Origin of the sequence: Pedobacter sp. AK013, assembly GCF_014205835.1 — a bacterium.
Lineage (GTDB): Bacteria > Bacteroidota > Bacteroidia > Sphingobacteriales > Sphingobacteriaceae > Pedobacter.
Genome location: NZ_JACHCQ010000021.1, coordinates 44130 through 58014 on the forward strand (window position 1 = coordinate 44130; position 13885 = coordinate 58014).

Sequence of the window (13885 nt, forward strand, 5' to 3'; positions counted from 1 at the left end):
TTTATATTTTAGTTACTGAAATGCTTAACTCAACATCGTCGATAACGATTTTGTTTGCATTATTCACAGTATCTGTTAATTCAAATTCATCGGCCAATATTTCTGCGCAAATGTAATCTTTGTTTTTAGCAACTGCGCTGGCCACCAAGTTATCATTTTGTAACGAAACTTTAATCCTATCGGTTACTTCAAAGTTTAATTCTTTACGTAAATTTTGGATACGATTAATCAATTCGCGCGAAATGCCTTCCTGTTTTAGTTCTTCTGAAATGGTAACATCCAAAGCAACGGTTAAACTGCCCAGGTTGGTTACCTGCCATCCCGGGATATCTTCTGCAAAAACCTCTACATCATCATTTAAATCGATAGCATGTTGAATGTTGTTGCTGCCGAAAACGTTAATGTAGCCATCAAGCTCTAAACGCTGAATATCATCCTGATTCATATTCTCCAGCGCTTTTTTTACGATGCTCATATCCTTGCCCACTTTTTTACCCAATGATTTAAAGTTTGGTTTCAGCTTTTTCTTTACGATGCCATGTGTATCGGTAATGAACTCGATATGTTTCACATTGGTTTCAGAAAGGATATAATCGGCAACTTTAGCAATCTTTTGCTCAAAATCGCGATTTAAAGAAGGGATTAAGATTTTTTCTAAAGGCTGACGCACATTAATACCCGATTTTTTACGCAGCGATAAAACCATTGAAGAAATATCCTGGGCATAAACCATTCTTTCGTTTAGTGCATTGTCTGTTAAATTCTGATCAGCTTCTTTCCATAGCGTTAAGTGAACCGATTCTTCTGCGTAGGCATCAGTTACGGTTAAATTTCTGTACAACCAATCGGCAAAGAAAGGTGCAACAGGACTCATTAGCTGTGCTAAGGTTTCTAAACAGGTATAAAGTGTTTCGTAAGCAGCGCGTTTATCATCAGTCATTTCACCTTTCCAGAAACGGCGTCGGCTTAACCTGATGTACCAGTTACTTAAGTGCTCATCAACAAAGGTTTGTATCGCCCGTGTGGCTTTAGTTGGCTCGTAGGTATTGTAGCTTTCATCAACTTCGCTGATTAAATTCTGCAACAACGATAAAATCCAACGGTCTAACTCCGTCCTGTCTTCAACTTTGCTTAAATTATTTTTGTCGATTTCAAATTTATCGATATTGGCATACAGGGCAAAGAAAGCATAAGTGTTGTAAAGTGTTCCGAAGAATTTACGGCGCACTTCATCTAAGCCCTCCAAACTGAATTTAAGGTTATCCCAAGGCGATGCGTTGCTGATCATGTACCAACGGGTAGCATCGGCACTGTAAGTTTCGATAGTCGTAAAAGGATCAATCGCATTGCCTAAACGTTTAGACATTTTGTTGCCGTTTTTATCCAACACCAATCCGTTCGAAACTACGTTTTTAAAAGCTACACCAGGGTTGCCCACTTTCGTATTTACGGCTTTAATCTCATCACTAGCCTCGCTAAGCATTACAGCAATGGCATGCAGGGTAAAGAACCAGCCGCGGGTCTGATCAACACCTTCTGCGATAAAATCGGCAGCATAGGCATTTTCGAATTCCTCTTTATTCTCAAACGGGAAGTGCCATTGCGCATAAGGCATGGCACCGCTATCAAACCAAACATCAATCAAGTCGGTTTCACGTGTCATTTTTTCGCCTTTTGATGAAGTTAAAATTACATCGTCAACATAAGGGCGGTGCATATCTTTTAGTTCGAAACCTGCAGGCATAAAACCAGCTTCGATTGATTTTGCAATCTCCGCATTCAGATCAGCGATAGAACCGATACATTTTTCTTCTGTTCCATCAGCCGTACGCCAGATCGGTAATGGTGTACCCCAATAGCGAGAACGTGATAAATTCCAATCCACCAGGTTTTCTAACCAGTTTCCAAAACGACCGATTCCTGTCGATTCTGGTTTCCAGTTAATGGTTTTATTCAGTTCTACCATTTTATCTTTAACCGCAGTGGTTTTGATAAACCAGCTATCTAATGGATAGTATAAAACTGGTTTGTCGGTTCTCCAGCAGTGCGGATAAGTATGGACGTATTTTTCAACCTTAAAGGCTTTGTTCTCTTCTTTTAACTGGATGGCCAATTCAACATCAACAGATTTATCTGGTGCTTCGCCGTCTTTGTAATATTCGTTTTTAACATATTTACCACCATAGTTACCACCTAAAGTGGCAATAAATTTCCCTTGTAAATCGACCAAAGGAACTGCGTTCCCTTTTTCATCCAAAACCAGCATTGGTGGTACTTCAGGTGTAGCCAATTTAGCTACTCTTGCATCATCAGCACCAAAAGTTGGTGCGGTGTGCACAATACCTGTACCATCTTCGGTAGTTACAAAGTCTCCAGAAATTACTCTAAAAGCATTTTCAGGGTTTTGGTATGGAAGCGCATACGGCAGCAATTGTTCGTATTTGATGCCAACTAAATCAGCACCAACAAATTCTGCCAAAACAGTATATGGGATTTTTTTATCTTCTGTTTTGTAATTGCTGAAAGCTTCATCTCCTTCAGCCAGGAAATATTTTCCGGCAAACTGTTTGCCTACCAAAGCTTTGGCCAAAATAACTTGGATCGGCTCGAAAGTATATTGATTAAAAGTTTTAACCAGTACATAATCAATTTTCGGTCCTACGGTTAATGCCGTATTACTTGGCAAAGTCCAGGGGGTAGTTGTCCAGGCTAAAAAGTGGATTGTACCAAATGTTTTTAAGGCATCGGGTAAAGTTTCATTAATGGCTTTAAACTGCGCAACAATAGTGGTATCGCTCACATCTTTATAGGTGCCCGGCTGGTTGAGCTCATGCGAGCTTAAGCCTGTTCCGGCAGCAGGCGAATAGGGCTGAACCGTATAGCCTTTATATAAAAATCCTTTATCGTAAAGTTGTTTTAAGATCCACCAAAGGGTTTCGATATATTCATTTTCGTAAGTGATGTACGGATTTTCCAGATCAACCCAGTAACCCATTTTCTCGGTCAGGTCGTTCCAAACATCGGTATAACGCATTACTTCTTTACGGCAGGCCGCATTGTATTCGTCTACACTTATTTTTTTACCGATATCCTCTTTTGTAATGCCCAGTTTTTTCTCAACAGCAAGCTCAATCGGAAGACCATGTGTATCCCAACCACCTTTACGTTTAACCTGGTAACCTTTTAAAGTTTTATAGCGGCAAAAAATATCCTTAATTGCACGCGCCATTACATGGTGGATTCCTGGCATGCCATTGGCAGACGGTGGACCTTCGTAAAAAGTAAACGGATTAGATTTAGGACGCGAAGAAATGCTTTTTTCAAAGATGTTTTCCTTTTTCCAAAAATCTAATATTTCTTGCCCTATTTTGGCAAGCTCCAGTTGTTTAAATTCGCTATACATCAATCAAGTACCTCAAAAAATTAAGGTTGCAAAGTTAACAGAATTGACTGAATTTTGGTAGTTTTGATGTAAATACTTTTAATGTGAAATTATTTAATATCGGGCTTACACTAATGATTGTTGCCGTAATTGCCTTACCAATTGTTGCGGTAATAAATCCTTCAGACCGGGATTTTGTACTTTATGCTTTTTATTTCTGCGGCTTGCTCGAACTAATTGGGCTTATTTTTGTTTTAATCCATATTGTAACACTAAAAAGAAAGAACCCATGATTAAGTTGTTGAAATTGCAGAAAGCCGTTTTCGTTCTCATCGCGGGCGTACTTTCTTTTATCGCCTACAAAATTTTGGATGCCAACGAGGTTAAGGGTAGTATATATTTCCAAACGCTGGCTGGTGTACTGATTATTGTTGGGGCGTTGTGGCTGTTATATCCAATTTTATTTGCCAAAAAAGATAACGATGGCAATGCAGAAATCATTACTGATCCAACAGTCGAAGTTCCGGTAGATGAAGAAGATCAAAAGCCTGCAACTGAATAATCTTCTCAAAATGGCCAGGATTCTTTGAGCTTACATGTTCTTAAATGTCTTATGTGGTTTGAGAAAGGTTTTGGAAAGCAAGGCCTGGAATGATTTTATTTTAATGTTCGTCCTGCTGTACGCCTTATCCTGATGAAGGATCAGGATGTTCACTACCATAGGAGGTTTAGGTTACTTGGGCCTGTGCAGGAAATAAAGGTACTCCTTTCCAAAGTCAATTAAATGTTTTAAAAAAATAAAATCTGCATAGGGGTAAATTTGCTGTGAGTTGTATTAGCTCTAAATTAACAAATAGAGATAAAATGATTCCTGCATTAATTATTTGGCTCTGCAAGAAATATCTTGCTCCAAAAACCTACAAAACATACTCATCCAAGAGCCTGGTCAATCCAAAAAGTGTTGCCACAGTTCTTTTTATAGTTTGTTCGTTTTCATCGGCTTTTGCACAGCAAAGTAAATTTAACATTAAGCGCAATGGTGAAGTAATTGGTCAGATGCATTTTCAGCAGAAAGATGAAGGTGATAATGTTTATCTCAAAATAACTTCAAAGGTTCAAACCCGGTTTCTGTTCAAAATTAATGTAGAAACAGAAGATTTAGCACATTTTAAGAATGGGAAGCTACTCAGTTCAAATGTAAACAGGGTGGTAAATGGCAATGCTAAAGAAACTAAGAAAACAAGTTGGGTAAATAGTGTTTATCAGCTTAAAACAGGCGATAGAGCCAGTATAATAACCCAGCCCATCAGTTATAATATGATGCTCTTATATGTGAAAGAACCTGTTAATATCCCCGAAATTTATTCAGATAATTTTCAGTGTTTTATTCCCATTCAAAAAAATGGAGCCCACCAGTACAGGGTCAATCTTCCAGATGGGAATTATAACGATTACTATTTCGAAAATGGAATATGCAAACTGGTTGTTGTAAATCATTCATTGTACACCATTAGAATGGAAAGGGTTTAATATGGAAACAGTAGCAAATAAATACCTGAGGGTTTTGGTTACAGGTGCATCAGGCTTTATTGGCCGTAAATTAAGTTTTACCCTGGCAGAAATGGGTTATGATGTAGTGGCCCTTTGTAGAGATATAAATCATCCGTTTCTTATTCCGCACCGAAATATCCAGTTTGTAAAAGGCAATGTTTTAAATCCTGAGAGCTTAGAAAAAGCAATGAAAGATTGTTACCAGGTTTATCATACCGCGGCAATGGCTAAAATGTGGTGCAGAAACGAACAGGATTTCTATGATGTAAATGTAATTGGGACAAGAAATGTGCTCAATTGTGCATTAAAAGTAGGCGTAGAAAGGGTAGTACATACCTCAACCTGCGGTGTATGGGGCCCAACATTAAATTTACCGGTTTCGGAAAACGACCCAAGGGCGGTTGGTTTTCCCATTAGTTATGAACGCACAAAATACCTGGCCGAATTAGAGGTAAAAGAGTTCGTGAAAAAAGGTCTGGAAGTGGTGATTGTAAACCCATCAAGGGTATATGGCGATGGGCCGATTACGGACAGCAATACGGTGAGTAAAATGGTTACGGGTTATATAAAGGGTACCTGGCATTTTATTCCGGGCGATGGAAAAGCAATTGCCAACTATGCTTTTGTAGATGATGTGGTGGATGGGCATATTGCGGCCATGCAATATGGCAGGAATGGCGAACGATACATTTTGGGTGGTGCTGATCTATCATTTAATAGTTTTTTTGGTGCATTAAGACAGATTACTGGCAAAAAAAGAAATTTGTATAAAATTCCCGTAAGCATTATAAAAACGTATAGTTTGCTTGAATATTTAAAATCGAAACTCTTTAATCTTACTCCATTTTTTCTGCCAGAGTTTGCCGATAGGTTGAAATGCAATCAACAATATTCGAGCAATAAAGCCATTACCGAACTAAATTATCGGATAACACCTTTCGCAATAGGTTTGGGTAAAACCATTAATCACTTTAAATCTAATTAGGTTAAAATTATCGTCCTCGTTACAAACGACAGCGATATAAAAATGTAAAAATGAAACAATTAACAGTATTGATTACCGGGGCAAGCGAGGGCCTGGGCAAATCTTTCGCCATAGAATCTGCCAGACGCGGACTTGGCTTGGTATTAGTCTCCTTGCCTAATAGTGGACTGGAACATTTAGCAAATTATCTGCGTGTAAACTTTAACAGTAAGGTATTCTGTATCGAAATAGATTTAACTAAAAGTACTTCTGCTGTCGAAATATTTGAGAAATTAAAGGCAAACAAGATCGAGGTTAATGTTTTGATCAACAATGCAGGCTTAGGAAACTGGAGCTGGTTTGAAGATAAAAATGTCGATTTTTATCGAACACAGATCGACCTTAACATTACCAATACGGTTTCGCTTACACGGTTATTTTTAAACCATATCGATAAAAGTAAGGCAAGCTATATTTTAAATGTAGGTAGTTTAGGCGGACATTTTATCGTTCCCAAAAAACAGGTTTACGGCGCTACCAAATCTTTTATCGGTTATTTTACCCGTTGTTTACAGCTTGAATTAAGTGGCACTAATGTGCATATCAGTTTGCTTAGTCCAGGTGGAATTAATACCAAACCAGAATTATTGGTGATGAACAATGAGCTGAAAGGTTTTGCCAAAGCAACAATTTTGGAAGCCGATTACGTAGCCCTGATAGCCATGGACGGTATGCTGAAAGGCAAGAAAGAAATTATACCCGGTTTCGCCAATCGTTTTTTATTGGTGTTGGATAAAATTATACCGGGCTTTTTAAAAGAAATTATAATTAGACGTAAATTGAAATCGATTTTAACAACTTAGATTTTAACCCGGACCTGTAAGGTTTTTGATAAAAACTTGCAGGTTTAATAGTATGGAAAATAACGATACCCATCTTATCGGATTAATTAAAAGCGGTAATAAACAGGCTTTCGATGAAGTGTTTTTAAAACATTTCAAAAGCCTGCATGCTTATGCTTTTACCATAATTAAAGAAAAAGACAATGCTGAAGAGATTGTACAGAATGTATTTGTGCGCATCTGGACGAAAAGAGCGCAACTTAAAACGGATGGGTTTTTAAAACCATTTCTTTATCGTTCGGTGCATAACGAAAGTCTAAATTATTTGAAACATCAAAAAGTGAGATCGAATTTTAACGTTCATTATGCCGATGTTATAAAAAATGATACTGGAAACTTAAATACTGAAATCATGGCAACAGAACTGGAAAAGAATATCCATTCGGCAATAAACGAGCTGCCCGAAAAATGCAGAAATGTATTTCAGTTGAGCAGGTTCGACCAGATGAAATATCAGGAAATTGCTGATGCACTAAATATTTCTATCAAAACGGTAGAAAACCAGATGGGGAAAGCCTTAAAGATTTTGCGCCTTAGGGTAGTAGATTTTCTGATCCTCATTTTTATTTTATTGAAATAAGCTTATGGATAAAAATTATACAAATATTAACGATGATTTGCTGGCAAAATACTTGCTTGGAGAGGCTACTGTGCCCGAAATTGAGCAGGTTGAAGCTTGGGCAACATCAAACCTGGATAACCGTAAGCAGCTGGAGGATTTTAAGACAATACTGGAGAAAAGCAAACTTCAGATCGATCCTGAAATTGACGAACATCAGGCTTTAGCGCGATTAAATGCTCGTTTAGAAACTGAAAAAAAAACGATCAGCTATACATTTATTTTACGTTGGGTAGCTGTGGTATTTATATTTTTTAGTACCGGCTTGTTTTTCTACAACAATTTAATCGGTAATAAAATAAATATAAATAGTGGCGAAAGCACTTTAATAAAAGTATTGCCTGATGGTTCTACCGCAATACTGAATAAACAATCTGCACTTTCTTTCGTGGGAGGATTTTTTAATAAAACCCGTGATGTGAAATTAAAAGGAGAGGCTTTTTTTAAAGTCAGTGCCAACAAATCGAAGCCTTTTATCATCAGCGTTAACGATGTTCGGGTAACTGTTGTAGGTACGGCGTTTAATGTGAAAAGTAACGGGGCAGCTGTTGTAGTAATTGTAGAAAGTGGGATCGTTAAGGTCAACAATCAAAATGATAGTGTGCGTTTAACTGCTGGAGAGCGGGTAGAGGTTAGTCAAGATCAACGGCATTTATCTAAGGGAGAAAATCAGGGCAAACTGTACAATTACTATTATTCGAATGAATTGGTTTGCGATGGAACGCCGCTTAACGATCTTGTGGCTGTGCTTAATGAAAAATTTAAATCCAATATTGTGATTGTAAATCCTGCATTAAAGTCGCTTCCAATCAGTACAACATTTAAAAACGAATCGCTTAAAGAAATCCTGAATGTAATTGCCGAAACTTTTAAGATCAAGGTAGAATATGGACAGGGCATAATTAAACTTAAGTAAAAACCAATGCGTACGCTCAAAATCACTGTTATTTTCCTCCTTTTTTTTAGTTCCATCATTAAAGCACAATCCAATTTATCAAGAAATATCTCCCTCAATATCGAGCAGCAAAAACTAGGTTCAGTACTGGCGATGATAGAGGAGCGAGGCGGATTCAGATTTTCTTACAATAGCAATATATTACCTGTAGACAGTTTGATCAGTATTCACGAAAACAACTTAAATATTGCCGAAACGCTCGATAAAATATTAAATCATAGGTTCGAATACCGCCAATCGGGTAATTTTGTGATTATCAGGTATGCGCCGCTCGAACTGGTTTTGTTGGTTAACGAATCGGTTGGTAACCCCGAGCATTATACCATTACAGGCCAGGTTGTAGATAAACAGACCAATAAACCAATCCAAGATGCCAGTATTTACGAGCGAAACCTGTTGGTTTCCGAAATATCGGATGGGAATGGTTATTTTTTGATGCGGTTAAAAAACATCACACAGCCTATATCACTAACGGTAAGTAAAGAAAATTATAAGTCTACCGTTACTCATTTCCTGGCTGAAGTGAACATTACCAATAGAAAGGCAGAGCCCAGTGAAAGATTTTTGAGTGGCAATTTGGGCGATGTAGAAAAAACCTGGTTGGGTAATACTTTGGTTACGGCACAACAGAAAATCCAGTCGATTAACATTGGTGGTTTTATTTCAAAGGCGCCGTTTCAATTTTCGCTTATTCCGGGTTTAAACTCACACGGTTCGTTAAGCGGACAGGTGGTGAACAAATTTTCGCTTAATGTTATTGGAGCTTATAGCGCAGGGGTAGACGGCGGTGAAATTGGTTTTATTTTTAATATCAACAAAAGCAATGTCCAATATTTTCAATTTGCCGGTGCTTTTAACCTGGTTGGGGGAAATGTACGGGGAACACAGATAGCTGGCTTTTTTAATGATGTAATTGGCGATGTTAGAGCGGCTCAGATTGCTTTAGCTTATAACCGTGTAGGTAAGAGTTTTGAAGGTTTTCAGCTAGGTGGAATTTACAATAAAGTAAAGCAGGATTTCAGGGGCATGCAGGTATCACTGGGCTTAAATGATATCGGCAAAAATTTTAACGGTTTTCAGATTGGGACGCTGAACCTTATTCCCAAAAAACAGGAGGGTTTACAGGTTGGGCTTGCTGGCAATATAGTAAACGGAAAATCGCGTGGTATGCAGATTGCCGGCATAGCCAACTTAAATAAAGAATCTAATGGATTAAATATAGCGGGACTCGGAAACTATACTGCAAATACCGCAAGTGGATTACAAACAGGTACATTCAATTACGCTAAAAATTTAAAAGGTGTTCAGCTTGGGGTTTTTAATATTTCAAATCAAAATGATGGCTATTCAATTGGGCTAATTAATGTTGCATTAAAGGGTTATCACAAATTTAGTGTTGGTACCAATGAAAGTACCACTTACAGCTTTACTTACAAAGGAGGTAGTAAACGTTTGTACAATATATTGATGTTCGGTATGAATAAAAAATCTGCCGAAAAAATATACACCGGTGGATTGGGTTTTGGAAAAGAGATGAAATTGTTCAGTAGCGTTTCCTTAAATCCCGAAATCAGCTGCCAATTTGTATATCAAGGCAGCTGGGATTATGTTAATCTGTTGAGTAAATTTGAACTCCCGATAAACATCAGGTTAAATAAATGGCTAGCTATACAAGGCGGGCCATCGGTTAATGTGTACCATACCAAACAAAATACGAAAATTGGTGATTTTGGACTGTTGCAGGAAAAACATCGTGATTTTACCTTTAAAGATCTAAGATATACAGGTTGGTTGGGTTGGAATGTGGGCTTGGTGGTTTTATAACTCCTAACAATCCTATAAGGTTTTTAAAACCTTATAGGATTTAAAATCTAAAATGCCAACTGAAAACCCCCAATTGCTTAATGGTCAAACTCCCCTACGTTTTTCGCCGATTCCTCATCAGAAATCACTTTTCTTACTTTCTTTTTATCTAACCATAATACCAGCGCTGGTAATAAAGTTAAATTAAAAATTAAAGCAACCAATAAGGTTATGGATAGGAGCAAGCCCAATACTACTGTTCCTCCGAAAGTAGAAGCTGTAAAAATTCCGAAGCCGAAGAATAAGATTAAGGCGATGTGTGTCATACTTACACCTGTTTCGGTAATGGTATCGGTAATTACTTTTGGTACACTGAAATTGGTCAGATTTAATTCTTGCTGATAACGCGTTAAGAAATAAATAGTCTGATCGGATGCTAAACCAAAGGCAATGGTAAAAATTAATATTGTTGAAGGTTTTAGAGAAATTCCAAAATAGCCCATAATCCCTGCGGTAATAATTAAAGGAACAATGTTGGGCAATAGCGAAATAAACATAATGCCCAAACTCTTAAACTGTGCGAGCCTTAAAAGAGAGATTAATACAATGGCAAGTGCAATGCTTTCTACCAAATGCCTTAACATATAATCTGTCCCTTTCGAGAAGATAATGCTCGAACCCGTAAGTTCTACATCAAATTTAGATGGAGGCAAGATACTATCGATACGTGGTTTTAATTCGGCCATTATGGCGTCTAAACGTTTCGAGCCAACATCAGCCATTTGAAAACTGATCCTCGTGCTTTGATTTCCTTTGCTGATAAAGTTGGTTAACAAACTTGCGTTTCCTTTGCCGCCATTAGCGATATAGGCCAAAATAAAATTCTTTTCTAAATTATCTGGCAAACGGAAAAAGGTAGAATCGTTATTGTAGAAGGCTTGAGTAGCGTATTTTAAGCCCATATTTACCGAAATAGAACGCGAAAACTCGGGATAGGCAGAAATCATCTTTTCCAGTTTCTCCATTCTTTTCAGATTGGTTAAATTGAAAACACCATTCTTTTTCTTGGTATCTACGCTTACTTCTAAGGGCAAAATACCCTCAAAATTTTTCTCAAAGAACTTTAAATCAGTTAAAATTTCGGAGTTTTTAGGTAGGTCATCAACCACATAGCCATTAACATTGATTTTCATCACGCCAATAAAGGCAATGATAGAGATGATAATCGTTCCGATATAGATCAATCCACTTTTGTGCTGAACAAGTGTGTCGGTTTTGACTAATAATTTATGCAAAAAGCCTTCTTCAACATGGTTTTGTGCCTTGAGCTTGGGCGCTGGTAAGTAGCTGAAAATAATCGGGATCAAACATAAACACATTAACCAGGTAACCATTACATTAATAGAGGCTACACTACCAAATTGCATCAAAAGTTCGCTTCCGGTAAAATATAATACCCCAAATCCGATAGCCGCAGTAATGTTCGCAATCAGCGTGGTAATAGCAATCCGCTCGATGGTTATGCTTAAAGCTTTTTGTTTATCGCCATGCTTTCTGAGCTCATTCTGATATTTATTTAGCAACAGAATACTGTTCGGAATACCGATAATTACAATAAGTGGTGGAATCAGCCCTGTTAAAATAGTAAGTTCGAAACCAAACAGTACCAATGTACCGATACTCCAGATTACACCCATTACTACCACCAGGATAGGGAAGAACACAGCGTAAAACTTCTTGAAGAAAAACAATAAGATCAGGGCAGAAACCAAGATCGATAAGCCTAAAAACAACACAAACTCGTTACTTACCAGTTTACTTACAGCAGTGCGGATATAAGGTAGGCCCGAAATGTGTACCTGTATTTTGGTCGATGCCTGGAAAGCCTTTGCCTTTGCTTCAATCTCTTTTAAAATAGGGTTACGTTGGGCAGTATTTAAAATTTTAGTGTCGAAAGTGATGGCCATTAAAGTGGCATTCTGACGGTTGTAAACCAGCCCCTCGAAAAAAGGATTGCTATAAATGGTATTCTTGATCGAATCCATCTCAGCATCGGTTTTAACCAGGCCACCAGGTAGCGGTTTTAAAATAAATTTTTGGTTTACGGTATCTTTTTCCAGTTGAAAAATTCTTCCTGAGGATAAAACCTGTTTAATGCCTTTTAATTTCTGGATATCGTTCGAAAGCTGAACCCATTGGTTATAAACTTCTTTTTTAAAAATATCAGGCGATTGTATCCCCACCACCATCACACTTCCATCTTCTCCGAAAGTTTTTTTAAAGGCATTGTATTTAATGAAGGCGCTATCGGTAACAGGCAGGATTTTACTCCCGGTGTAGGAGAGTTTTACATTTTTGGCCTGATAAGCCATGAAAATTGTTCCTAATACGAAAAATACGATGATTGCGATACGATTCTGAAGAATAAATCTCGATAGCTTAACCCACATGTGCAGCTTAGTTTTAATAATATTAATGGCAAAACTAATCTTATTTGTAAAACGTGATTACTTTTTGCACAATTAAATTTGCACAAATAACATACTTTTGAAAAAAATGTTTTAATCGGATGTTGCACAAAGTTAGGGGCATTGTTTTAAAGACCACCAATTACAGCGAAAGCAGTGTGGTGGTGCAGGTGCTTACCGATAAATTTGGCATGCAGTCTTACCTCATCAATGGTGTTAAAAAACCAAAGGCGAAAATTAAGATGAATATGCTGCAATCGCTCCATTTGTTGGACATGGTGGTTTATCATAAAGCAAATACTAACATCCAAAGGGTATCGGAAGTTAGGCAAACGCCAGTTTTTAAAAGTATCCCCTATGATATGATTAAAACCAGTATTGTTATTTTTTTAAATGAAGTACTGTATAAAAGTATCAGACAGCAATCGGCCGATGAGAATTTATTCGATTATATTTTTAATGCTATCGCCTGGTTTGATGAAGTTGAAGAGATCAATCCGAATTTTCACCTGTCGTTTTTATTAAAACTAACTCGGTTTTTAGGTTTTTCTCCTAACGAGAAAAGAAGAAATGACCAGATTTATTTCGATCTGCAAGAGGGAGAGTTTACTTCCAGACTACCCATTCATTCCAATTACCTGCAATTGGAAGATGCTATCGGGTTTATTTCGCTTTTTCATACCCCACTCGAAAAAATTTCCGAAATAAAAATGAGTAATATACAGCGTCGATTTTTGTTAGATAAGGTGTTGGTTTTCTATACCTTACATACGGCCTCGTTCGGGGTAGTACAATCGCACAAAATCCTCGAAACTTTGTTAAGTTGAAAAAAAAGAAAAAAAGATTTGCAGAACAGTTTTATAGCGCTATATTTGCATTCCCAAACGGAGGATGGGGCATTAAGTTTGACAAATATAAAAAGGGAAATTAGCTCAGCTGGTTCAGAGCACCTCGTTTACACCGAGGGGGTCGGGGGTTCGAACCCCTCATTTCCCACCAAGCCTTTCAGAAAACTGAAGGGCTTTTTTATCAAACTTACATATATAAAAAGGGAAATTAGCTCAGCTGGTTCAGAGCATCCCGACGTTATCAGTCGGGAGGGTCGGATCGAAAAGGTCGAGATGATTTTTACAATACTACCAACAGGGAAATTAGCTCAGCTGGTTCAGAGCATCCCGACGTTATCAGTCGGGAGGGTCGGATCGAAAAGGTCGAGATGATTTTTACAATACTACCAACAG

At 37.7% G+C, this 13885-nt stretch carries 11 protein-coding genes and 1 tRNA gene; 10 read left to right on the forward strand and 2 right to left on the reverse strand.

Annotation, left to right across the window (positions count from 1 at the left end):
- Position 1: 1 nt before the first annotated feature.
- A complete protein-coding gene (ileS, locus tag HDC90_RS14740; RefSeq protein ID WP_184467639.1) occupies positions 2-3403 on the reverse strand; it encodes an isoleucine--tRNA ligase in 3402 nt (1133 codons plus the stop codon).
- 83 nt (positions 3404-3486) lie between these two features.
- Here ileS and HDC90_RS14745 point away from each other — a divergent pair, with 83 nt between their 5' ends.
- The 8 genes from HDC90_RS14745 to HDC90_RS14780 all read left to right on the forward strand — a co-directional run bounded on the left by HDC90_RS14745 (position 3487) and on the right by HDC90_RS14780 (position 10197).
- On the forward strand, positions 3487-3675 hold the full coding sequence (locus HDC90_RS14745) for a hypothetical protein (RefSeq protein WP_131031924.1): 189 nt from the start codon (positions 3487-3489) through the stop codon (positions 3673-3675).
- Entirely contained in the window at positions 3672-3944 is a 273-nt protein-coding gene (locus tag HDC90_RS14750; RefSeq protein ID WP_184467641.1) for an isoleucyl-tRNA synthetase, read from the forward strand. Before HDC90_RS14745 ends, HDC90_RS14750 begins: the two co-directional genes overlap by 4 nt.
- Positions 3945-4246: 302 nt before the next feature.
- Positions 4247-4912 carry a DUF6134 family protein gene (locus HDC90_RS14755; protein ID WP_184467643.1) on the forward strand — a complete coding sequence of 222 codons (666 nt, stop codon included), beginning with the start codon at positions 4247-4249 and terminating at the stop codon, positions 4910-4912.
- 1 nt (position 4913) lies between these two features.
- Positions 4914-5918: an NAD-dependent epimerase/dehydratase family protein gene (locus HDC90_RS14760; protein WP_184467645.1), complete on the forward strand. Its 1005-nt coding sequence runs from the start codon at positions 4914-4916 to the stop codon at positions 5916-5918.
- 50 nt (positions 5919-5968) lie between these two features.
- Positions 5969-6760: an SDR family oxidoreductase gene (locus tag HDC90_RS14765; RefSeq protein WP_184467647.1), complete on the forward strand. Its 792-nt coding sequence runs from the start codon at positions 5969-5971 to the stop codon at positions 6758-6760.
- Between the two features lie 52 nt (positions 6761-6812).
- Positions 6813-7379, forward strand: a complete 567-nt coding sequence (locus HDC90_RS14770; protein WP_184467649.1) for an RNA polymerase sigma-70 factor — start codon at positions 6813-6815, stop codon at positions 7377-7379.
- Between the two features lie 4 nt (positions 7380-7383).
- A complete protein-coding gene (locus tag HDC90_RS14775; protein ID WP_184467651.1) occupies positions 7384-8334 on the forward strand; it encodes a FecR family protein in 951 nt (316 codons plus the stop codon).
- Positions 8335-8340: 6 nt separating this feature from the next.
- Positions 8341-10197 carry an STN and carboxypeptidase regulatory-like domain-containing protein gene (locus HDC90_RS14780; RefSeq protein WP_184467653.1) on the forward strand — a complete coding sequence of 619 codons (1857 nt, stop codon included), beginning with the start codon at positions 8341-8343 and terminating at the stop codon, positions 10195-10197.
- Positions 10198-10274: 77 nt separating this feature from the next.
- Here the strand turns inward: HDC90_RS14780 and HDC90_RS14785 are convergent, their stop codons facing one another.
- Entirely contained in the window at positions 10275-12626 is a 2352-nt protein-coding gene (locus HDC90_RS14785) for an RND family transporter (RefSeq protein WP_255497684.1), read from the reverse strand.
- Positions 12627-12745: 119 nt separating this feature from the next.
- Here HDC90_RS14785 and recO point away from each other — a divergent pair, with 119 nt between their 5' ends.
- Entirely contained in the window at positions 12746-13471 is a 726-nt protein-coding gene (gene recO / locus HDC90_RS14790; protein ID WP_184467655.1) for a DNA repair protein RecO, read from the forward strand.
- A gap of 94 nt (positions 13472-13565) precedes the next feature.
- Positions 13566-13643, forward strand: a tRNA-Val gene (locus HDC90_RS14795).
- The last annotated feature ends 242 nt before the right edge of the window (positions 13644-13885 follow it).